At 65.7% G+C, this 21,691-nt stretch carries 22 protein-coding genes; 9 read left to right on the forward strand and 13 right to left on the reverse strand.

Translation table 11 applies throughout. The annotated features are described in order from the left end of the window. Positions 1 to 96 precede the first annotated feature (96 nt). Positions 97 to 1,791 carry a dihydroxy-acid dehydratase gene (gene ilvD, locus OG984_RS08950; protein WP_328531239.1) on the forward strand — a complete coding sequence of 565 codons (1,695 nt, stop codon included), beginning with the start codon at positions 97 to 99 and terminating at the stop codon, positions 1,789 to 1,791. Positions 1,792 to 1,845: 54 nt separating this feature from the next. On the opposite strand, the gene OG984_RS08955 is transcribed toward ilvD, so the two are convergent. Continuing rightward, complete coding sequence (locus OG984_RS08955) at positions 1,846 to 2,664, reverse strand: TIGR02452 family protein (protein ID WP_328531240.1); 819 nt, start codon at positions 2,662 to 2,664, stop codon at positions 1,846 to 1,848. Between the two features lie 162 nt (positions 2,665 to 2,826). Between OG984_RS08955 and OG984_RS08960 the strand changes: the two genes are divergently transcribed. Both OG984_RS08960 and OG984_RS08965 read left to right on the forward strand, forming a co-directional pair. Then, on the forward strand, positions 2,827 to 3,201 hold the full coding sequence (locus OG984_RS08960; protein WP_328531241.1) for a DUF4345 family protein: 375 nt from the start codon (positions 2,827 to 2,829) through the stop codon (positions 3,199 to 3,201). Between the two features lie 89 nt (positions 3,202 to 3,290). After that, positions 3,291 to 3,782: an NUDIX hydrolase gene (locus tag OG984_RS08965; protein WP_328531242.1), complete on the forward strand. Its 492-nt coding sequence runs from the start codon at positions 3,291 to 3,293 to the stop codon at positions 3,780 to 3,782. Between the two features lie 277 nt (positions 3,783 to 4,059). Here OG984_RS08965 and OG984_RS08970 read toward each other — a convergent pair whose 3' ends face one another. Then, positions 4,060 to 4,197 carry a hypothetical protein gene (locus OG984_RS08970; protein ID WP_328531243.1) on the reverse strand — a complete coding sequence of 46 codons (138 nt, stop codon included), beginning with the start codon at positions 4,195 to 4,197 and terminating at the stop codon, positions 4,060 to 4,062. 265 nt (positions 4,198 to 4,462) lie between these two features. Between OG984_RS08970 and OG984_RS08975 the strand changes: the two genes are divergently transcribed. Beyond that, the gene (locus OG984_RS08975) at positions 4,463 to 5,065 is read left to right on the forward strand and encodes an antibiotic biosynthesis monooxygenase family protein (protein ID WP_328531244.1); all 603 of its coding nucleotides are present in this window, start codon (positions 4,463 to 4,465) and stop codon (positions 5,063 to 5,065) included. A gap of 86 nt (positions 5,066 to 5,151) precedes the next feature. On the opposite strand, the gene OG984_RS08980 is transcribed toward OG984_RS08975, so the two are convergent. Further along, positions 5,152 to 5,865 (reverse strand): TetR/AcrR family transcriptional regulator, encoded by a 714-nt coding sequence (locus OG984_RS08980; RefSeq protein WP_328531245.1) that lies wholly within the window; start codon positions 5,863 to 5,865, stop codon positions 5,152 to 5,154. Between the two features lie 191 nt (positions 5,866 to 6,056). Here OG984_RS08980 and OG984_RS08985 point away from each other — a divergent pair, with 191 nt between their 5' ends. After that, positions 6,057 to 7,286 carry a hypothetical protein gene (locus OG984_RS08985; RefSeq protein ID WP_328531246.1) on the forward strand — a complete coding sequence of 410 codons (1,230 nt, stop codon included), beginning with the start codon at positions 6,057 to 6,059 and terminating at the stop codon, positions 7,284 to 7,286. Between the two features lie 120 nt (positions 7,287 to 7,406). Here the strand turns inward: OG984_RS08985 and OG984_RS08990 are convergent, their stop codons facing one another. From OG984_RS08990 to OG984_RS09005, 4 genes are all read right to left on the reverse strand, one after another. Then, entirely contained in the window at positions 7,407 to 9,068 is a 1,662-nt protein-coding gene (locus OG984_RS08990) for an IS1634 family transposase (protein ID WP_328527560.1), read from the reverse strand. Between the two features lie 149 nt (positions 9,069 to 9,217). After that, the gene (locus tag OG984_RS08995) at positions 9,218 to 10,585 is read right to left on the reverse strand and encodes a hypothetical protein (RefSeq protein WP_328531247.1); all 1,368 of its coding nucleotides are present in this window, start codon (positions 10,583 to 10,585) and stop codon (positions 9,218 to 9,220) included. 31 nt (positions 10,586 to 10,616) lie between these two features. Beyond that, positions 10,617 to 11,252, reverse strand: coding sequence for a hypothetical protein (locus OG984_RS09000; RefSeq protein WP_328531248.1), 636 nt, complete (start codon positions 11,250 to 11,252; stop codon positions 10,617 to 10,619). A gap of 209 nt (positions 11,253 to 11,461) precedes the next feature. Next, on the reverse strand, positions 11,462 to 12,175 hold the full coding sequence (locus OG984_RS09005; RefSeq protein ID WP_328531249.1) for a TetR/AcrR family transcriptional regulator: 714 nt from the start codon (positions 12,173 to 12,175) through the stop codon (positions 11,462 to 11,464). Positions 12,176 to 12,337: 162 nt separating this feature from the next. On the opposite strand from OG984_RS09005, the gene OG984_RS09010 reads away from it, so the two are divergent. Continuing rightward, entirely contained in the window at positions 12,338 to 13,081 is a 744-nt protein-coding gene (locus tag OG984_RS09010) for a helix-turn-helix domain-containing protein (protein ID WP_328531250.1), read from the forward strand. A 6-nt stretch (positions 13,082 to 13,087) separates the two neighbouring features. After that, positions 13,088 to 13,570 carry an NUDIX hydrolase gene (locus OG984_RS09015; RefSeq protein ID WP_328531251.1) on the forward strand — a complete coding sequence of 161 codons (483 nt, stop codon included), beginning with the start codon at positions 13,088 to 13,090 and terminating at the stop codon, positions 13,568 to 13,570. On the opposite strand, the gene OG984_RS09020 is transcribed toward OG984_RS09015, so the two are convergent. The 3 genes from OG984_RS09020 to OG984_RS09030 are packed head-to-tail and all read right to left on the reverse strand — an operon-like array spanning position 13,571 to position 14,974. Beyond that, the gene (locus tag OG984_RS09020) at positions 13,571 to 14,116 is read right to left on the reverse strand and encodes an HDIG domain-containing metalloprotein (RefSeq protein WP_328531252.1); all 546 of its coding nucleotides are present in this window, start codon (positions 14,114 to 14,116) and stop codon (positions 13,571 to 13,573) included. It abuts the gene before it with no gap. 23 nt (positions 14,117 to 14,139) lie between these two features. Then, the gene (locus tag OG984_RS09025) at positions 14,140 to 14,517 is read right to left on the reverse strand and encodes a nitroreductase family deazaflavin-dependent oxidoreductase (protein WP_328531253.1); all 378 of its coding nucleotides are present in this window, start codon (positions 14,515 to 14,517) and stop codon (positions 14,140 to 14,142) included. Position 14,518: 1 nt separating this feature from the next. Beyond that, positions 14,519 to 14,974: a nitroreductase family deazaflavin-dependent oxidoreductase gene (locus tag OG984_RS09030; RefSeq protein ID WP_328532342.1), complete on the reverse strand. Its 456-nt coding sequence runs from the start codon at positions 14,972 to 14,974 to the stop codon at positions 14,519 to 14,521. Positions 14,975 to 15,051: 77 nt separating this feature from the next. On the opposite strand from OG984_RS09030, the gene OG984_RS09035 reads away from it, so the two are divergent. Further along, positions 15,052 to 15,435 carry an MmcQ/YjbR family DNA-binding protein gene (locus tag OG984_RS09035; protein WP_328531254.1) on the forward strand — a complete coding sequence of 128 codons (384 nt, stop codon included), beginning with the start codon at positions 15,052 to 15,054 and terminating at the stop codon, positions 15,433 to 15,435. Between the two features lie 142 nt (positions 15,436 to 15,577). Here the strand turns inward: OG984_RS09035 and OG984_RS09040 are convergent, their stop codons facing one another. Beyond that, positions 15,578 to 16,231: a YdcF family protein gene (locus OG984_RS09040; protein WP_328531255.1), complete on the reverse strand. Its 654-nt coding sequence runs from the start codon at positions 16,229 to 16,231 to the stop codon at positions 15,578 to 15,580. Between the two features lie 468 nt (positions 16,232 to 16,699). Next, complete coding sequence (locus tag OG984_RS09045) at positions 16,700 to 18,625, reverse strand: hypothetical protein (RefSeq protein ID WP_328531256.1); 1,926 nt, start codon at positions 18,623 to 18,625, stop codon at positions 16,700 to 16,702. A gap of 436 nt (positions 18,626 to 19,061) precedes the next feature. Here OG984_RS09045 and OG984_RS09050 point away from each other — a divergent pair, with 436 nt between their 5' ends. Then, the gene (locus OG984_RS09050) at positions 19,062 to 20,219 is read left to right on the forward strand and encodes a hypothetical protein (protein WP_328531257.1); all 1,158 of its coding nucleotides are present in this window, start codon (positions 19,062 to 19,064) and stop codon (positions 20,217 to 20,219) included. 307 nt (positions 20,220 to 20,526) lie between these two features. Here OG984_RS09050 and OG984_RS09055 read toward each other — a convergent pair whose 3' ends face one another. Next, positions 20,527 to 21,672: a HigA family addiction module antitoxin gene (locus OG984_RS09055; RefSeq protein ID WP_328531258.1), complete on the reverse strand. Its 1,146-nt coding sequence runs from the start codon at positions 21,670 to 21,672 to the stop codon at positions 20,527 to 20,529. Between the last annotated feature and the right edge of the window lie 19 nt (positions 21,673 to 21,691).

Raw genomic sequence — 21,691 nt, forward strand, 5'->3', positions numbered from 1 at the left:
CATCCTTCCCACGGACCCAGTGGGTCCAGATCTTCGACTCCAAACCTCGATGGTTGCTCCCACCCAAGGTCATCACACACGGTTAGCCTCGTACATGTGAACCCACTCAGCCCCGACACACCTGACATCAAACCCAGGTCGCGCGCCGTCACCGACGGTCTGGAGGCCACCGCTGCCCGAGGCATGTTGCGGGCCGTCGGCCTGGGAGACGACGACTTCGCCAAGCCGCAGATCGGCGTCGCGTCGTCGTGGAACGAGATCACCCCGTGCAACCTGTCCCTCGACCGGCTCGCCAAAGCGGTGAAGAACGGCGTGCACGCGGCCGGCGGCTATCCGCTGGAGTTCGGCACCATCTCCGTCTCCGACGGGATCTCGATGGGCCACGAGGGCATGCACTTCTCGCTGGTGTCGCGCGAGATCATCGCCGACTCGGTCGAGACCGTGATGAACGCCGAGCGGCTCGACGGCTCCGTGCTGCTCGCGGGCTGTGACAAGTCGTTGCCCGGCATGCTGATGGCGGCCGCTCGGCTCGATCTCGCCTCGGTCTTCCTCTACGCCGGCTCGATCATGCCCGGGCAGCTCGACGGTCGCGATGTCACGATCATCGACGCCTTCGAAGCGGTCGGGGCCTGTATCGCGGGGAAGATGAGCCGCGACGAGGTCACTCGCGTCGAGAAAGCGATCTGTCCCGGCGAGGGCGCCTGCGGGGGTATGTACACGGCCAACACGATGGCAGCCGTCGCCGAGGCGCTCGGCATGTCGTTGCCCGGCTCGGCCGCTCCCCCCGCAGTCGACCGGCGTCGCGACGGCTTCGCCCACCGCTCCGGCGAGGCGGTGGTCGGGATGCTGCGGAAGGGCATCACCGCGCGTCAGATCATGACCAAGGACGCCTTCGAGAACGCCATCGCCGTCGTGATGGCTCTCGGCGGTTCCACCAACGCCGTGCTGCACCTGTTGGCCATCGCCAACGAGGCTGAGGTCGACCTGACTCTCGACGACTTCACCCGGATCGGAGACAAGGTCCCCCATCTCGCCGACCTCAAGCCTTACGGCAAGTACGTCATGAACGACGTCGACAGGATCGGCGGTATCCCGGTCGTGATGAAGGCGCTCCTGGACGCGGGCCTGCTCCACGGCGACTGCCTCACGGTGACCGGGAAGACCATGGCGGAGAACCTCGCGGAGCTGAGCCCGCCCGCGCTCGACGACGAGGTGATCCACTGCTTCGAGCGGCCGATCCACCGCACCGGTGGTCTCACCATCCTGAAGGGCTCGCTGGCGCCCGAGGGTGCGGTCGTGAAGACGGCCGGCTTCGACGACACCGTCTTCCGCGGCACCGCCCGGGTCTTCGACGGGGAGCGGGCCGCGATGGACGCCCTGGAGGCGGGGCTCATCGTCGCGGGCGACGTCGTCGTCATCCGGAACGAGGGCCCGAAGGGCGGCCCGGGCATGCGGGAGATGCTCGCCATCACCGGAGCCATCAAGGGCGCTGGTCTCGGGAAGGATGTCCTGCTGATCACCGACGGCCGGTTCTCAGGTGGAACCACGGGCCTCTGCGTCGGCCACATCGCTCCAGAGGCCATCGACGCCGGCCCGATCGCCTTCGTCCGCGACGGCGACCCCATCGTCCTCGACGTCGTCAACCGCACCCTCGAGGTCGAGGTTGAACCCGAGGAGCTGGAGCGGCGGAAGGTCGGCTGGGAGCCGCTTCCCCCGAAGTATCGTCGGGGCGTGCTCGGCAAGTACCGACGTACGGTGCAGTCGGCCGCGGTCGGCGCCGTCACGAGCTAGTCGCCTGCCCGGGCCGGCGGAGCCATCACCCGCGGTGTCGGCGGGTCGTCGAGATCATGTCGCGAGGTCCGCGAAGGCATCCTCGAACGCCTGCCGGACGCCGGCGCCCGGCGTACGGTCGAGGATCCCGAACACCACCTGCTCGAAGGTCGCCTCGAACCGGCCTCCCGGGCCGAGCAGGTCCCGGAACGATCCGGCCACCATGGCCGGGTCGTTCTGGAACACGCCGCATCCCCAGGCGCCGAGGACGAGGCTGCGATACCCGTTGGCCGCCGCGGCCTCCAGGACCAGAGCCGCACGGCCCGCGAGCACGGCCGGGATCTCGTCCATACGCTCCGGGGCCTTCTTGCGGATGACGCCTGCGTTCGGCGCCGGCGAGGTCAGGAAGCCGACCTCGAACGGCTCGTCGAGCAGCTGACCGCGGTCGTCGCGGAAGACCGGAACGCCCGGCGAGTGGATGACCCGGTCGCTGTAGAACGGGTCCCGCACGGCGCGATGATGCACGTAGTAGGCGGGCGCCTCCAGCAGGCAGGTGTACAGAGCCGAGGCCCGGCACAGCGCCTCCTCCTGCGCCTGGGCTCCGTTGACGTACCCGCCGCCAGGGTTGCGCGCCGAGGCGAAGTTCAGCACCGCCACCGTGCCCAGCAGCCGCCGCGCCTCCCACAGGCTGCTCCCGCCGGTGACGGCGAACCGCGTCTTCACCGGCTCGATCACCGGCACCTCGACCGGCTCCGGTCCGTAGATCCGGGTCCCCTCTCGCGCTGCCTGGACGGCATCACCGATGACCACCTTCGTGCCATCCGTACGCCGGTAGTACCCGGCCTCGATGAGGTGCTGGTTCTCCCGCGCGAGCGCGCGCAGCCGCGCGCTCATCCGGTCACCCTCATGGTGACCGCCGTCGCCCCTCCGGCGGCCCCTTCGATCTTCCTCACGGTAAGCATGGTCAGGCCCCGAGGTTTCCATCGCAACCAGGTTTCTCCCATCACGGGACCTGCGATGACGCTCCTCGGTCGCGATGCGCGCCATGATCACCGGGTGAACACCGTCGCCAGCCTGACCATCGCCGTCATCGCCGTCTTCTTCCTGGGGATGGGGACGTACGCGCTGATCTCCCCGGGCGCCCTCGTCGCGCCGTTCCGCCTCGCGGCGCAGTCGCCGGAGTCCCGCTCCGAGATCCGCGCGGTCTACGGCGGCTTCGGAATCGCCATGGCTGCGGTGCTCGGCGCCGCCGCGCTCGACGTCGGCGGCATCCGGTCCGGTGCCGTCGTCACCGTCGGCCTCGCGCTGATCGGGATGGCCGGCGGCCGACTCGTCTCGCGCCTGTTCGACACGGCCGTACGCTTCTATCCGATCTGGTTCTACTTCGGAATCGAGCTTTTGACCGGCACGGCGTTGCTTGTGTGCGCCTGACCTCGGCTGATTCGGCTATGCTCGCGCCCGTGGGATCTCGGCCGACCTTAGACGCGTCTCTACAACCGCCACGTCCTCGCTCCCCTGAGGTGAGCAGCACGGGCCGGCGAGTCGACTGGCACAACGACCCCTCGGCTCCCGAGGTCAACACCATCAGGCCGAGCGCCGGCGTCTTCGTTCTCGACGACCCGGGTCGGATGCTGCTGATCCGCCGCGACGACACCGGCGACTGGACGATGCCGGGCGGGGCGATGTATCCGGGCGAGTCGCTCACCGCCTGCGCCGTCCGCGGGACTCTCGAGGAGACCGGCATCACGATCGAGGTGACCGGCCTGGTCGGGATCTGGACCGACCCCCGCCACCGCATCGAATACACCGCCAACGGCGAGGTGCGCCAGGAGTTCAGCATCATCTACGCCGGCCGCTACCTCGCCGGCGAGCCCACCCCCTCGGCCGCGAGCACCCACGTCGAGTGGCTCTACCCCGAGAGCGTCCCCAGCCTTCAGATGGACCGCAGTCAGCGCATGCGGATCGACTGGGCCCTCAACCGCAACTTCCCCCACCTCGACCCCAACCCCTGAGCACGTCAGGCGCCAGGCCCACGAGGCGCACGCCGACCCCGAAGGAAATAGGTCACCGGCCCCACGAAGTTCACCGCGATGACCGCAGCCCATTTGGCCTTGCTCCCGTTGACCAGCTCCGGTTTCCGAACTGCCAGGTCGGTCCACGCCGTCGCAGCCAACGACAGCTGGATCGAGGCCAGAACCAGAACGGCTGCCTGCTGGCGACTGCTCAGCTCGCTCCACCGGTTCAACTCCATCACTTCCTTCCGAACGCAGGGGCGTTCCTCGATGTGGTTCAGCCGACGTAGTACGTCGCGCTGTTGAGGTAGGCGTAGGTGACGCACAGAGCGCCGAGCACGGTGTTGAGAGCCGTAGCCAGGAGGAACTTGGCGTAGTTCTCCTTGCCCTTGCGGCGGGCGGTGCGGTGGTTCATGGGGTCTCTCCGCGATGGTGCTGGTGGCCCGGGCAATCTGACGGTGCACGACCGCACCCGGTGGACGACTCGCCACCAGCCTGCCGACCTCCGGCCGCGTGGACGTACGGTCGTTGTGCCCGCCCTGAAAGTCCTTGGTCACACCGATCGACGAGGGCCGAGAACCACAGAGGTTGGGTATGGCGTCGCTGCGCCCAGAGGGGTAGACAGGGAAGAACCGGCGGTGCCGGTCCGGGCACTGCCCTGTCCTAGAAAGGAGCGGGCTGTGTACGCACGTTCCACCACGTTTCACGGGAGCCCCGGCAACATCGACGCGGGCATAGCCTTCGTCAAGAACGAGGCCGGTCCCATGCTCGACAGCATCGAGGGCTGTCGCGGCCTCTCGATGCTGGTCGACCGCGAGACCGGGCAATGCATCGCAACAAGCTCGTGGGAAGACGAAGCGGCCATGCGCGCCAGCGATGAGCAGCTTCGCCCGCTGCGCGATCGAGGCAAAGACATCCTCGGCGGCTCCATGCAGATCGACGAATGGGAGATCGTCGTCATGCACCGCAGCCACCACGGCGAGTGCGCCCGAGTCAGCTGGCTGCAGGGCGACCTCGACGCCATGGCCGAGACCTTCCGGGCCGCGATCCTTCCCCAGCTCGAGCAGACCGACGGGTTCTGCAGCGCCAGCCTGCTGATGAACCGGTCCTCCGGCCTCGGCTGCGCCACCACGGCCTGGGAGTCCCGCGCCGCGATGGAAGCCAGCCGCCCGGCGGCCGACGAGATGCGCAACCGGGCCGCGACCGACACGGGCGGCGAGATCGTCGACGTGCACGAGTTCGACCTCGCGTACGCCCACCTGCACGTCCCCGAGATGGCCTGACCTCCACATCCCTTCGCCGAGCCCGGCCTGGCCGGGCTCGGCCAACCATCAGGGTCGCCACGAGTGCCCACACCTCACGCGTGCCGCTACGCCGGCCGCTCCTCGGCAAACCGCAGCAAGAGGTCGTCAGCCGTGCCCGTCGCGCGAGCGATCCTCGCCTCGGGCACGCCACAGATGCGAAGACAGGTCGCCGCGATCGCTCGCGCCTGCGCAGGTGTGACCTCGACGCGGCGCGAGCGGATCCGGATCACGACCTCGACCGCCTGGACCAGCAACCCACCCAGCTGGTCCACGCTCACGGTCGCGGCGACAGGGCCGCTGACGATGTCGGCACCCAACCGACCGTACGCAGCAGTCAGCTCTTGCAGCGCAGGCTCGAACTCCCCGAAGACCTCGCTGCTCCTGACGTCCGGCATCCGGTAGAGCCGGCCGATGTTGTGCGGCACCGTCGCGAGCGTGCCCGCGTCGATCAGCGCGAGCAGGTAGAGCGCCGCCTCGGGGACGTCCGCCGGGCAATCCCGCTCGATCTTCTCGACCTTCTCGAGGCTGGGCCGCACCGAGAGCTCGAGGAGCTCGGCGAGGATCCCGGGCTTGCCCGCGAAGTGGTAGTACAGCGACGCCTGCCTGATCCCCACCTTCTCCGCGATGTCCCGCGTCGAGGTCGCCGCGAACCCACGGTTGACGAAGAGATCCGCCGCCGCATGGAGGATCTCGTCGCGTGGTGCACGTGCGCCGGCCAACCGCGGGATCACCCGAGGCCGGCCCGGTCGGGTTGCGGTGGCGAGCGCATGCTGGCTCATCGCGATCCTCTCGTCCGGAGTCCTGTCACACTCACGATGGCCGCGGACGACCGCGGGCAGCAGAGAGCAGCCGGGGAGCATCGCCGTTGATCCCCATGGTCCCCCGCTCCTCGGTTTCGTTGTTAGGTTGGTGTGAGTCGTCCTGTCGCCTCGGCACGCGCGACGAGACACCGAACGCACCGGGAGGCCGGATGGCTGAGCAGTGGTACGAGAGGCTGGTCCGTCTTCAGGCCGCCAAGGGCTGGAGCAACCGGGAGACCGCGATGCACTACATCGCTCTGTCGCCGTTCCACGAGGAGACTCAGCTCGACTCGGTGCTCGCGATGTTCAAGCGCTACCGGCGCGGCGAGATCGCCAACCCGTCCCCCGAGACTCAGCAGGCCATCGCCGCGATGTTCGACCTGCCGGTCGCCGACTTCTTCGCCCAGCGTCCGCTCGCGAACCAGAACGTCCCGGACCGGTTGAGCCCGACCGAGTTCACCGACCTGGTGGCCGCGCTGCGTATGCCGAAGGTGGGCGAGGCTCATCTCGCTCAGGCGGAAGCTGAGGTCGAGCGCCTGTGCACGGCTTATTCAGCCCAAGACGCCCGCTCGCTGACCATCGAGGTCGACGACTGGCTGAAGGAGCTCGCCTCGCTGGTGCATGAAGGGCGAGTGTCCCTCGCCGGCCACGAGCGAGTCATCCACCTCACCGGCTGGTTATCGCTTCTCCGGGCTTGCCTCATGTGGGACCAGGGCGACGAGCAGGCCACCCACCAGGCCCGCGTCGCTGCCGAGGGTTTCGCGGCCGACCTGGGCGACAACGTCATGGCCGCGTGGACGTGGGAGATCCGTGCCTGGATGGCACTGACCCAAGGCGACATGCCCAACGTCATCGCGGCCGCCGACGCCGGCATCCGCTGCGCCCCCAACGCCTCGGTCGCTGCGCAGCTCCACGCGCAGAAGGCCAAGGCGTACGCCCGGATGAAGGACAGTCACAAGACCGAGGTCGCCCTCGACCGGGTCCGCGAGGTTCTCGACGGCAACGACCTGCCGTCGAACGTACGCAACCACTTCAACGTCGACCCGACCAAAGCCTCCTTCTACGCGATGGACGCCTACCGCACCCTGCACGGGCGCGAACGGATGGCCGACGCCATGGCCGACACCGTCATCGCCACCAGCACTCGTCCGGACGGCACCGTCATCAGCCCGATGCGTCTCGCGGAGGCGCAGCTGACCAAGGCCGTCCTCGCCGCCCGCGACGGCAGCCCTGTCACCGCACTCGAGCTCGCCGAGGCCGCGTTGAATCACGAGCGCCGTTCACAACCCAGCCTGTTGCTCGTCGCCAGCGAGGTCGCCCACGAGCTCGAGTACCGCTCCCCCGCCGACGGCGCCGAGTTCCGCAACCACCTACGTGAGCTCAGCGGGCCAGCAACGTAGGTCACCGCAACCGGTGTCGCCGACGCCGGAGCATCAGTCCTTGCGCCGCGTCCCGAACTCGTGACCCTGCATCACCTGCAGCATCAAACCTGAGTTGGCTCAAGTGGTTAGTGCGTGAGGTTAGGCGTGCTCGAGCGCGTCGAGGATGGCTTGCTGTGGTTCGGGGATGATGGGGGCGAAGGTCTGCTGGGTGCCGTTGATCGCGATGGTCGCGGACCGCAGTGGCCGTAGTTGGCGAACGACGTTGCGGATGGCGAGCCCGGTCCGGGCTTGGACCTCGCGGCTGACCGCGAGCGCGGTGAACACGATGGTGAGGTGGGCCTCGATCGCGTCGCGGGTGTGGTGGAACATCGGCCGGGCGCGGAGGTCGGTCTTGGACATCCGGAAGGACTGCTCGACCTGCCATAGGGCGTGGTAGCTGGCGATGACCTCGCCGGCGGGCATCACCGTGGCGGGGATGTTGGTGACGTAGCCCTTCAGCCCGACCAGTCGCCGGGCTCGGGCCAGCGATGCCTCGTCAAGCTCGGCAGCGCCGTTGCGGGTCTTGACGAACCGGGGCGTGCGGGCGGCCTTCTCGCCCGCGACGACGGCTTTGGCCTTGTTCTCCTGCAGGGTCAGCGTCCGGTTGTCGCGCACTGCGCGCTTGGTCGAGTAGGCCCACACCGCTCGCCACGAGCCGGGATGGTGCTCGGGGTCCCAGACCGGTTCGGCCTTCTGCTTCGGGTCGTTCTCGATCTTGTGCCCGGTGCGTGGGGTGATGGTGTCGATGACTTGGGCGTCGGTGAAGGCGTCGCCGTGCCAGCGGAAGTGGGACTCCAGATCGTTGGGTGCCTTGGTCACTCGCGATCCCACGATGAACCGCAGGTCAGCCTCGTCCAGGTCGCGCAGATTCGTGGCTGCCAGCATCCCGGCGTCGGCGACGATCACGATGTCAGCCAGCCCGTGCCGGGTCTGGAACTGCTTCACGATCGGGATCAGCGTGAGCGTCTCGGCCTTGTTGCCCTCGAAGCAGCCGATCTCGAGCGGGAACCCGCGTCGGTCGACCAGCAGGCCCACGACGATCTGGGGGTCGACGCGGCGTTCCTTGGAGTAGCCGACCTTGCGCAGTTCGTCTTCCTTCTCTGCCTCGAAGTAAAGAGTGGTGACGTCGTAGAGGATCAGGCTGATGTCGCCGCGGGTGGCGGCGTGAGCGAAGCAGGCGGTCGCGATCTGGTCGCGGTAGCTGCTGCCCTTCTTCGCGCCGCCCGTCGTCGCGGGCTTGGTCTTGGCGTGTGCGCGGCTCAGGGTGCGCTTCATCGTCGCGTAGCTGGCTGGGGTTCGGCCCAGGTCCTTCAACACGCGCCCGGTGTCAAGCAGTGAGGTCGGCTCTACGATCCGGGCGATCACCAGGTCGCGGAAGACCGGATCGTCGAGGATGTTGAACCCCAAACTGTCGAAGACCGTCGCGAGGGTCTCGTGCAGGAGTCGGGAGTCAGTGCTCACGACCCGACCGGGTTCATCACGCCGCGCCCTCACCGGCCGTGGAACCGGGTCGAGGACGCCCTGTGCAACCGGTTCGGACACGAGTTCCGCGACCCGCGGCGTGGGCGCGACATCCAGGTCGAGAGCGTCCTGTCCGGGATCGGCCAGCAGGCTGCGTGCCTGTTCAAGCAGGAGCCCGAGCTCGGCATCAGTGTGCGCCGAACCAAGGTGCTTCACGATCCGCTGACGCCCGCCGGCGTATTCAGCGATCTGGACCGCGGTGGCACCCGACCCGGTCCTCACCCGCCGAATGAACGCCACCCCGCGACCCTAGACCGCGCCCGCTTAGTGCGTGAAAACGTACTAAGCGTCATCCATACCCGCAGGTCAGCGACATCTCGTCCCGCCCATCCCCGACCGGTGAGCCAAGTCAGGTCAAACTGGCTGCGGGTCGCACTCGATCGGAGTTCTCACGCCGCTTCGTCTCCCGCAGGGGCCGAACGGTCATCGGCTGCCGCGCGTAAGCAGAACTCGTCGTTCAATTTGATGACCAGCGCCACGAGCAACTTGATAGCAACCAAGTAGGAACTAAAGTGCGCCTCCTCTGTTCCCTCAAGTTGAGCACCGTGCGAGTACCTGTTACGCAGGTTCGGACCGTTGTGAAATCTACGGTTGAGCATGAAGTCGAGGTAACACCCCTCGGCTTCCGTCAGCAGTGTGGATCTCCGTGTTACCCAACCACGACTCTCCACGTCGTCCACGTAGGCGCGGCCCGCGTCCGACAGATGATAGTAACTCACCGCTTCCTTTGCCCATAGGGTGTGAAGGATGAGGAATTTTTCCTCGCTGGCCAGCGAAACGCGCCCGTCCCGAACAGTCAGCACGTCGTGCTCCATAAGATAATTGAGACCGCGCAACTGGTGCCGGCCGAAGTCCTCCATCTTGAGCTGGTTTGTTATCACAAGCCGCGCGAAGTTCACGTCTTGCAGGTCTTCTCGGACGTAAGCGAGGCCAGATTGATCAGAGAAAAGGGCGTTCAAAATGCCAACGAGGTCAGTGCCGTCGACCCGATAAACGTACTTTCCTTCCAGAGCACTCGGGACGTCGGTATATGCAACCGCATCGGACGACATGTCCAGCATGGCGAAATCAACGATCCCGTCCTCAATGAACAGATGAAACTGGCGAACCAGACCTTCCATCTCAGGGAACAGGTGGCGGCAACGCTCAAGGTAGGTGGCCGTGGGCGAAGACGCCTTAAACCGGAACCCGGAGACGGAAAACTCCGACGGAAGGTAGTCATTGACGAACCACTCCAATAGCGGCTCGAGCTCAACGTCCTGAGATTTCAGAAACCGAATATACATCGCGGTCTGGAGCGTCGAACTCCAGTCCTTTACTTTGTATACCGCGCCCGTGACGTAGTCCTTCGCTCCTTTGGCCGTCATCAACCCTTCGAGGATCCCAAGGTCGGCGTCGAATGCCGGCAAATTCAGCAGACCATCAGCATCTGCGAAGTCGAACAGGAACTGGAAGTTGTTTAGAACACTCGGCGGCTCCAAAGTCTCCTCAAGCCACGTTCGACTGTAAGAGTACTTCGCCACCATGCCGACCAAAGCTTCCGCTACAGGAACAGTCTGGTCAGCATCAACCGTCACCTCGCAGCCTGTCTTGAGGCCATTGTTCGTCTCGAAAAACTTCGCGACCACCTCTTCGCTGCGCTTCCGTGCGCGGAAGCGCAGACGGCGGTCAATTCCAACCTTCGCGTCGTCAGACGTCCGAGAAATTAATTCCAACGAGTTCGGGTGCGCGTCTTCAGACTCGATGAAGCTACTCATCAGAACCCGCGCATCTGCGGAGTCGAAACTGCTAGGCATAGATCGGCGTCGCGGTGCTCGCCGCCAGATACTTTTGGACCAGAATCTCACCGTTCAACGGGTCGGACAGCAACAACGACCGAACATCGGCGCCATAAGCCTTGACCAGGGCCTTCGAATTCAAGAAGTCCCGAAGGACGAATCCCGTCGCTTGCAACGCCGAAAGCATAGAATTGGCTTGGCACCGCTCGAACGCTCCTTGTCGGGCCAACTCATCGAGCAAATCAATTCGATAGAAGACAGGAACGCCTACCATCACCGAAGTCACGTTCGACTCGTCTACCGAGCGGAAGAAGCTTGCCACTGCGCGCCGTATCATTGGGACCCGGCCCAACAGATCCGAGCGATCTTCTTCACTCAGCCGATCCGGAACCAGCCCCGCCTCAATGAACTTGATGACATTCGCCAACTCCAACGCATCTCCGACGCTCGCGACGCCCTTGACCGCATCGAACTTCTGTGCAATTTCGGCAGCACGAGACGCTTCCAGGCCGACGCTCATGTCAGTCACGCTGTAGAACTTCACGCGCCGAGCCTCGACGTCGACGTTCTCGTGATCCGCGGCAGGCTCCAAGGCCTTTTCTGACTCGTTGTCTCCGCTTCGGTCGGCCTCAGTCTTGTCGGACACGCTGTTTACCCATTCTCCTGCTCGGTTGTAGCGGATCGCCAACATGCACCCCGCACTCGATGACTCTACGGAGTGGCACCGACAGTTTGCGTCGCGGCGTACGACGGTTAGGCGGAGTCGTCGCTTGCCCAGCCACCCCAGGATTGATCCACGTCAAATCCGAATCACCCTGCAGCAAAGGCTGGCGCCTCCACGACTCGCGCGTTCCGCTACGCCGGCCGCTCCTCGGCGAACCGCAGCAAGAGGTCGTCTGCCGTAACCGTCGTGCGAGCGATCCTCGCCTCGGGCACGCCACAGATCCGAAGACACGTCGCCGCGATCGCTCGCGCGTGCGCAGAGGTGACCTCGACGCGGCGCGAGCGGATCCGGATCACGACCTCGACCGCCTGGACCAGCAACCCACCCAGCTGGTCCACGCTTACTGTGGCGGCGACAGGGCGACTGACGATGTCTGCACCCAACCGACCGTACGCAGCAGTCAACTCCTGCAGCGCAGGCTGGAACTCCGCGAAGACCTCGCTGCTCCTGACATCGGGCATCCGGCAGAGCTTGCCGAGGTTGTGCGGCACGGTCGCGAGCGTCTCCACGTCAATCAGGGCCAACACATAGAGCGCCGCCTCCGGCACGTCAGCCGGACACGCCACCTCGATCCTCTCGACCTTCTCGAGGCTCGGTCGCACCGAAAGCTCCAGGAGCTCGGCGAGGATGCCCGGCTTGCCCGCGAAGTGGTAGTACAGCGACGCCTGCCTGATCCCCACCTTCTCCGCGATGTCCCGCGTCGAGGTCGCCGCGAACCCACGGTTGACGAAGAGATCCGCCGCCACATGGAGGATCTCATCGCGAGGACCTGCCGCGCTCGCCGCCCGCGGGATCACCCGAGGCCGGCCGGGTCGGGTGATACCTGCAGGCGCAGACGTGCTCATCGGATCCTTCTCAGGGAGCGGAGGCGGGCTGGAGGTCCCCAGCGCTCCGACGCTGTTCCAGCCTGGTGCGCCGAGGACTGAAACCACCATCACCTCGGACCCCGGGACGTTTGCACCTCCCGCCAGGGACATATGGGGACGTTTGTCCGGTAGGTTGGCGGCATGCCGAATCACAGGCTCCGATCCGCGCTCGCTGCTCACGACATGACGACCGCAGGATTGGCCGCCACTGTCGGAGTCGATCCGAAGAGCGTGGAGCGATGGCTGACCCAGGACCGCGTCCCCCACCGCGGCACCCGGGCGCGGGTCGCGACCGTGCTCGGTCACGAAGAGACCTACCTGTGGCCGAGCCTCCGGGACGGACTGGGTGCGACGGCGGCGACCGCGTCGGAGCTGGTCAGCATGTGGCCCACACGGGACAGCGTCCCGGGCGACGTGTGGCGCTCGCTCTCGTCGCGCGTCAGCCGCCGACTCGAGGTGCTCGTCTACTCCGGTGGGTTCGTGGTCGAGGCCTTCGGACTACCTCGCGAGATCAGACGGATGGCTGCTGACGACGGCAGCGTCAGGATCTTGCTCGGCGATCCCAAATCCAACGAAGTCAGGCGACGAGGTATGGCCGAGGGCCTCCCGACGCTTCCCGCACGTGCAGCCTCGACTCTCGACTATCTCCGTGACGTTCGCGGTCTTCCAGGAGTCGAGGTCCGCGTCCATGACGTGCCGTTGTACGCCTCGATCTACCGCTTCGATGACCACATGCTCGTCAATCCGCACACCCATGGCATCGGCGCCAAGGACTCGCCGGTCTTCCACTACGAACGCGTCGGGACCGGCGGGTTGTTCGGCTACTACGAGAAGGCGTTCGACCGTGTCTGGGAGACCGCCACTCCCCCAGCCCCCATAGGGTGAATCGACATGGGCCGCAGAATCGACTGGTACGACGACCCCTCCGCTCCTGAGGTCAACAGCATCAAACCCAGCGCCGGCGCCTTCGTACGTGACGACCCTGGCCGGATCCTGTTGATCCGACGCGACGACAACGGCAACTGGTCCATGCCCGGCGGCGCGATGGACCCGGGTGAGTCGCTCACGGCATGCGCGGTTCGCGAGACCTTCGAGGAGACCGGCATCAACATCGAGGTGACAGGTCTCGTCGGGATCTGGACCGATCCTCGCCATCGGATCGAGTACACCTCCGACGGCGAGGTCCGTCAGGAGTTCACCATCATCTACGCCGGCCGCTACCTCGCGGGCGAACCCACCCCGTCAGCCGAGAGCACTCACGTCGAGTGGGTGTCCCCGGACAAGGTGCCAAGCCTCCAGATGGACCGCAGCCAGCGCGTCAGGATCGACTGGGCGCTCAACCGCAGCGACCCACACCTCGATCCCAACCCCTGATCATTCGGCCCTCAGAAGACGGTCCTCAACCCGGCGCACCGTCCCAACGAGGTCGCCGCGCGCAGCTTCCACGAAACGACCGACGACGTCGCCCTCGCCGTAGCGCGTCTGGATCTCGGCCAGCCGATCCCCCACCGTCACGCGCTCACCTCCTGGACCCGTCGTCATGTCGCAGAAGCACAACGCATCCTCGAGCTCAGGAGACGGGCGTGGGAACTCAGCAAGCGCTTCACTCACGCCGCGCAGCCCAGCCTCGAATCTGCTGCACGAATGGTGGGCCACGAGTCGTACGATCTCCTCGTCCCATCCCGTGCTCCTCAGGTAGCGGGCGCCATCAACGGGATGGAAGCCGGTCTCGCGCAGTTCGTCGGCATAGCCGATGTCATGGAGCCACGCCGCGGCGACCAGCGTCTCCGAGTCCAACCCGAGCTTGGCCGCGGCGCCCGCAGCCGCGTCGGCCACTGTCTGCACGTGCAACCAGCGACGCCCCAGTGGTTCCACGAGCCGACGTGCCTCGTTGCGGGCACTGATCAGCTTGCTGGACACCCGCGGAAGCCTAGTTCAGACGATCAGGCCGTACGCAGCAGCCTGAACTCGTGCTTCTGCAGCACCTGCAGCACCAGCTTGGCCGGATAGCCGAAGGCATCGCGCCCGGCATCGGACGGGAATGGCTCGATGGCGGAGACCTGATGCCACTGCCCGTCCACGAACACCTCGCAGCGCCCGGCGGCGACGATGTTGCGATACCAGTTGACGTTCTCGCCGTAGGTCAGCTCCGCGATGAACCCTTCCGGCACGAGCGCCAACATGATCGGCGTCTCGTACGTCTTCCCCGACTTCCGTCCCACATGACGCACGAGCGAGAACGGGCCGTGCCCCGAGCGGGCCACCCGGATCGTCACCCGGTTGAACGTGTTCTTCATAAACCACAGCCACTTGCGACGCATCTCAGTCTCCTATGAGCTTCAGGTTCACCATCGGCAGTCCCTCGACCTCGTGGCCGACCGCCGTCTCGATCGCGCCGCGCAGGCGCTGCCAGGCCTTCGGATGTGCCTGCTGATAACGACCCAATGCGGCAGCGGACTCCTCCTCGGAGAGGAACCGTGCCTGCGCCGTGATGCTTATCCGTTTCCCGATGCTGACGCGGCACGACGGCTCGGCAACGAGGTTCTGGTACCACTGTGCACCCGTGCCGAACCCGCTCACCACCACGACCTCGTCCGCGCTCGGCCTCTCGACGACCTCTAGACACACATACCGCGCCACGCCTGATCGGCGCCCGACATGCTCGAGCATCAGCATCCGGGACCCGAAGAGCCACCCGGCGTTGTGACGGTAGAGCCAGATCGGCGCACGTACGACGGCCCGGGTCCGCAGCAGCCGGGACACGATCGAGTCGATCATCGACGTCACGAACCGACCTTACCGACCGACTCGGTCGATCTGGCCCGATCTGGCAGCACCAGGGTTACGCTCCAGGAATGGCAACGCTCGAAGACCTCACCCGGATCATCGGCGAGCTGCCCGAGGTCACCGAGGGCGAACGGCACGGACACCCGACCTGGTCCGTACGCGGCAAGAGCATCGCCTGGCTGCGCCAGTTCAGCAAGGCCGACATCAAGCGCTTCGGCGACCAGACGCCCCCGGACCCGCCGATCCTCGCGGTCAACACCGCCGACCTGCACGAGAAGGAAGGCGTCCTCGCCGCCGGCATCGACGGCGTCTTCACGATCGAGCACTTCAACAACTACCCCGCCGTGCTCATCGAGCTCAGCGTCATCGACCCAGGATCTCTCCGCGACCTCCTGGTCGACGCCTGGGTGGCTGCCGCCCCTGCAGACCTGGGGGCGGCGTTCGACGGCTGAGTACCGGTCGAGTTGGAAACAGGTCACCCCGACCGGCCGCTGTCCTGCCATCTCGTGCGCACCCGGCGCGGGGAGCCACCGCTGCGTCTCGTCCAACTCGCCGAGCGCATCGGTGTGGCCTGCGGGGTCGACGCCGGATCCGTCAGACCGACTCGGCCACCAGGCGACTCGTGTACCCAGCCGCGACCAGGCGCTCGTACGCGGCCAAGGTCCTGTCATCGATCTCCTGCGGCGTCGCGAACCCCTTCTCCGCGTACACCCACAAGCGCTGGGTGTCGCCGACCAGCATGTCCAGCACTCGCTTGTCGCTGCCGATCGACGCGATGTACGCACCCAACTCCTGGCTGCGAGCCGAGCACACAACATCCAGATCTGGCCACAGCTTCTGAGCCGTCGCGTACGCCCGCCGCTGCTGATACGGGCGGCTGATCAAGGTCGCGCTCGCCACGCTGATCTCGTGCTCGGCGAGGAGCTCGCGGCTGTACGTCAGGTTCTCGCCGGTGTTGGTCGCACGGGGCTCCACGAGGATCGCGCTGCGCGGCACACCCAGCTCCTCAGCATGCTCCGCGAAATGGACCGCTTCGCCGCGCGGGAAGTCCTTCACTGTCGTCGGCGCGTTCGCCCCGGTGAAGACGATCAGCGGGAATCGACCGGCACGGAAGAGATCCGCAGCGTGCTCAGCCACCCCGATGTCATGACTACCCAGCGCGATTGCCACATCGGTTGGACGAGGCTCATCGGGAAGTTGATGGAAATCCCACAAAACACGGGCATCGTCAAGCGCGGTCGATGGCATCGGCTCAGTCTGCCATGCGAATCCGCCAGCGATTCCTAGTCACTCTCCGACTCCGACTCCGGGGCCCGCAACGAACCGACAGATCGACCTCGTCACCGGGATCTCGTGATCGCCACTTGGCCCATCCCAGTGCCTCACTTCGCCCAGTATGACGCGCCGTCGCCATGCCTTCGTGGCTGTTGGTCAGCGCGAACTGCGTCGTGTGGTGCGCTGAAGCTGGCTGCCGTCGCCCTTCGCGTCAGATGTAGGGCCGCGCCGTCCACCTTGAACCAGGTGCGATCTCTTGCGACCGTCGCCAGTGGCGGCAAGCCGCGCGTCGGATCCCGGCGGGCTGCCTCCCGCTCCACCGTTGGAGCCAAAGGTTGCCTCGCCTCGAGCGGGGTCTGAGGCGATCGTCGCTGAGGTTGCCTTCCACTGACCCGCCCTTGAGTGGGCCGCGTCCACAGTGCGTGGCACCAATCCCGATTGTCAGTCTCCGCTTGTGTCGTTGGTCTCGGCAGCGTCTGGCACGGTCTCGGCCTTGGCGTCCACTTCGACATCGTCGTGGCCGAGATCCGACTTGGATGCGGCGGTCTCCCGCGGGCCGAAGTCCGGCAACCCGAAGTCGTGTTCACGCAATGAGAATGACCTCTCGAGAAGACCTGCGAGCATCGCCTCATGTTCCTCGGCGCCCATCAGTGTCACCTGGTCGCGAAACGACTCGCTCAAGCTCGATGGAGAGCCCAAATCTGCGTCGGCCGCCTCGAGCCGCGCGATCACTTCGTGCGCTAGCAGGTATGCAGTCGTGTCGAGCGCATACCGTCGGGCGGTCAGCGGAGCGTGCGGGTCCGGCTCGGGCTGCTCGGGCTGCAGGGCGGTCAGCAGGCGGCGCGCGCCATTGGTGCGCTGTCGCAGACTCGTATGCGAGAACTCGCCTAGTGCCCGACCGACCACGGCTGCACGCTTCCAACCGGCGGACTCGATCCAGCGCGCCGGTGACTGTCGTGTGGGTGCTTGCGCGGCGAGCTTGGCTGCCCGCTCAGGCTTCATTCGCCAGGCGCGCGCCACGCAGGTCTGCTCGAGCAGCGTACGGATACAAGGCAGAGAGAGATCAGTGTCCTCGAGCCAGAAGTAGGACGCACTTCGCAGGGCGCCCGCTGCCATCAGCAGTGCGACCCGTTCGTTCTCGGTGGCCGACCAACCGGAGACGATCTCAGCTGCTTCAGTGATGGCAATGTGACGAAACAGTCGAGCCGGAAGAGCGCCGGGTTGAAAGTTGTCTCCTTCGATCTCGTACTCGTTCTGCCACGCCAGTGCGAAACGATCGCTGGCACGCGCCCGCCGCTCCGCCACCGCGGCGACGATCCGGTTCATTTCGACGGCGGCCAGACGATCCTTTGCAGCTGCTTGCGTCACCTCGAAGCGGTATCCGATCGCCGCCAACCGGTTCGTCTTGGCCCAGCCACCGAAGGCCACCTCGGGAGCCATGGGCCAGCTCACGACCGGCGGGGGCCAACGATGACTTGACCTGTCAGTCTCGTCACTGATGAGGAACGCGCTCTGAAGAAGCGGTACCCAGTCCTCACGCCCGCGCTCGCGGGCGATGGTGGCAACACACCCAAGGACCTGCCGAAAGGTAGCTGACGCGATCTCACCGATCCGTTCATGCAGGGCGCGGGTGTCGCTACTTGGCGCATAACGAACGCGTCCGACGCGCCCGGCCTCGACCGCCCATTCCTGGCCTGCGACGAGCGGTCCTCTGGCGTGGAGGAACTCCGACAGGTCCGACCACGCCTGACCCATGTCGATCGCGATCGCCGGGTAGACCGACCACACGCGAGTTATCCAGTCGGCGGTTCCCTCCCCGTTTCGAACCGGCTCGATCTCGTGATGGTTCTCGATGTTGTAGGTCCAGCGCTCAAGTTGGCTTCGAGCGATGACCGCGGCGGCGATCGGGCGACCGCCCGCCAGATGACGGACGGTCTCAGCGAGGCAATCTGCGCCCCACTGGACGTGAGCGGGCCAGTCAATCATGTCGGTGATGCGCCCGTCGGGGTTCAGTGACCAGACCTTGCCAGGCCTAGGTCCCATGGCCGCGCGAGCTGGCTCACGGAGACCATTGATATCTGGGGGAGTACCCGTGAAGAAGGCGAGAACGCCATCGATGCGGGGCACGTGCACCAACGCGCCGAGGATGCTGAGCGGCACAAGGTCGCCAGCGTTCTCGGCGACAGTGATCCGGTTGCTTTGTCGACCCATCCCGAGAACGCCCCAGAACTGGTCCGTGCGCCGCTGCGCGGCTGCCACAGAAGTGGGGTCGTCGAGCCGTACGCGTGCCAGCCGACGTGTACTGGTCTTGTGGTCGCGCTTGCTCTGCCTGTCGACCTTCATCCAGCTCAGGTCGTCGCCGATCATCGCGGTTCCTCTCCCGTGGTGTTGGGTCAGCGCCAGCGCGACAGACCGAGACACAGCAGCGAAGGTATCAACCGCCTTAGGCGTGATGCTCAGACACGTTAGTCACACGCGGCTGATCGGTGGGAGTCCTCCGCATGCGCCGCGGCATCGTTGAGGGTTGTGGTGCTCGATCCAGCGCGCAAGGGCGGCTCCGGGGGCTGCATGGTTCGCAACAACCGAACCTGTTGCACTCCGCCGCCAGCGTCGCTGATCCTGGCGGAAGCTGTTGATGTGCGTGATCACGCGCCGCGGCCCTCGATCAAGGCTTAGTGTCTGACGCGTCGAACCTCCTCGGTTGTAGCTGTTTCTCAAGGTTGGGCCGATCGGAATCGTTGGATCTGGATACCGCGAGGCTTCTAAGTGCTGGGCGTAGGCGGCAGCAGGAAGGACGGAAGGAATGCCTGAAGACGGCGGTCGTGTGCGGTGGTGGGCAATAGTCGCTGTGACACTCACCGGGATTGCGATCACGGCCTCTCCATTTCTGCTCTCGGCGCGGGTTGACGACGCGTATGGCAGTGGAGAGTCGCTGGCGTCGTCGATTCTCACGAACGTCGGAACCGCGGTGCTCTTGGTCGCCGTGGTCTTCCTTCTGGAACGCGGCTTGGTAACTCGCGTGCGAGCCGCGGCCGAACGGGGTGCCACCGACGCGGTTGAACGACGCACCCAGCACTTAGACGATGCAAACCGCGAACTCGCGGTGCGACTGGACGCTGTCCAAGCTCAGCTTGACGACAAGGTCGCGGCTGAAGACTCGAGCCGCGCGGCCGTTGTGGATCGGCTCGGCAGCGAGGTCTCTTTCGACACAGTCGCCGACGCGCTGGAACAGGCCAACGACCTCGGAGCCCTGGGACAGGGTGACATCACTGTCCCGGCGAGCGATGCGTATGACACGCCGCTGGTGAACGTGTCGTGGCGGGAGCATTCCACCACCACCGGTCCGCCTTACATGTCGTCGTCATTCTGGGATGAGGACGAATCGACTCAGCCCAAGATGACCTTCCGATATGAGGCGCAACACGACCCTGGCGGAGGCCCAAGCCTTCCGTACGTTGAGGTGGTCTGGCATCCGCGAGTGTCGGCTGTCGACGTCCTACACGAACTCCGAAGCGAGATGCGCCGACGCGGGTTTGCACATGAGGCCAAGCAGGTCGGTGACCGTCTCTTCGTGAACCTTCACTCAGCCATCAGCGATGCAATCGCAGCGAGAACAGGTGCCGAGCATGCGTGGGCCAACGGCGCAATGTACGAGTGGATCGCGGATGGATGGGCAGTGACCGACCGGGGCCTGGTGACCCGTGATCATGGGATCGTCGAGTCAAACGAGTTCCCCGAGTCCGGTGCGCAACGTCTAAGACGCACCGGGTCGAATGTTGGAACCAAGCGGTTCTCGAAGCCAGCCCCAGATGGGGCGGACAAGGCATTGTGGTCTCACGCGGTGGCCCGTGCCACGCGGCACCATCCGCGTGAAGGCCCGGTGGCAGCCCTCGGTTTCGGGCCGGTCGCGTATACGCCGGAAACCTCCCCCCGAAACCGTGCCGGTTGGCCGCCCGCGTGAGCCCAGTTGGTTTCACCTCCTCAGGTCGCAGAACTCACCTCCTGCGAGTCATGAGCAGGCAGTTGAGGCAGCCAGCAGCATCGTGCGACTCGCGACCCGTGACCCTGTCTTCGGGAATCAATGTGGTTCGCATTTCCTATCGCCACGTCCCGGATGGCTCCCAGGTGCAAGTCGCTGGACGGTTGGATGGCGACTCGTTCTATTCGGTCGAGAAGCTTCGACGTACCGGAGAACACGAGGTGTCTGCTGGAGGCATCTGCGGGCTTGCGGCCACCCAGCCCACATGGCTGAAAGCGGCCCAGTCGACCTAGTCTCGGATTTCGTAGGTTTCGAAAAGCTTGGGTTGTCCGAACCTCCAGTCGTTGGCTTCGTGCTGGTGGCGGCCCGCGACGATTGCTGGCGCGATGCCAAGGCGCTTGGCCAGTGCGACTGCGTCGGCGGGCGTCTTAATCGCCGCCAGGTCGGTCTCCGCCTCGGCCGGGATCAGCAGTCGGCCGGCGAAGTCGTTCGCTTCTTGCTCGATCTGGGCCTGGGCTCCGGCGCCGGCCTTCGTGTCCGGGAACCGCATGAAGGTCTCCTTCTTGCTGTGTAGCAGAAGGTGACCGAGCTCGTGGAACAGTGCAAACCAAAACTTGTCGTTGCGCTTACCCCGGTTGCTGAGCTGTACAACGGCGCGGGTTGGGGAGATGAACCGGGATGCCCCGCTCGCGCGGGTGCCCACAACGTCAGGGACGACGACCAGGCAGACGCCGGCTGAAGCGCAGGTGGCGACGAGTTCGGGGAAGAAGTCGTCGGGGCTTTGGACTGTCATCGCGCGCAGCTTGGGGAGAGCAGCGCGCAGTACAGCGCGGTCGAAGGGCTCGAAGGCGACCTCTTTGGCTACCTCTTCGGCGGCGAGTTCGCCGAGGCGAAGCCACGCCGCGACCGCTGCTGCGTCGATCTCGTATGCGCCCGATTGAAGAAAGGCTGCTGCAGGCTGGTCCCAAGCTCGTTCCCAAGCGTCGAGGCTCCCGACCCCGAAGAATGCCAAGACCTGCTGCAATTGGCGCCCCGGATCGCTTCTTGTTGCAGTCACGTGCCCGCGATCACGTAGAGCCTTCAGCGGCATACGATCGAGCCAGCCGGCGTGGTCGGACAAGGCGGCCAGCTCGTCGGTGCGGACCTTGTGGTCTTGGTAGTCGGCCTCAAGAGTGTTCCAGAACGCGGCCGGCATGCCGGTTGCTCGTTCGAGGGCGATCGCGGTCGCGGGGGTGATCGCAGAGTTGCCTTTCACGATCTGGTTGATGTGCTTGAGTGTCAGACCGGTCCGTGCTGCGAGCTTGCTCTGTGACATCTCGAGGGCCTCGAGCGTTTCCAGAAGAGAGTCGCCGGGCGCCGGGACCTCGTCCGGCTCATACGGATACCAGGCCAGATCGCTGGCGTTGTCGGTGTCATTCGTGGTGTCGTCGTTCATCGTCTCCTCCTCTCTGGCT

The sequence above is a fragment of the Nocardioides sp. NBC_00368 genome (assembly GCF_036090055.1).
Lineage (GTDB): Bacteria > Actinomycetota > Actinomycetes > Propionibacteriales > Nocardioidaceae > Nocardioides.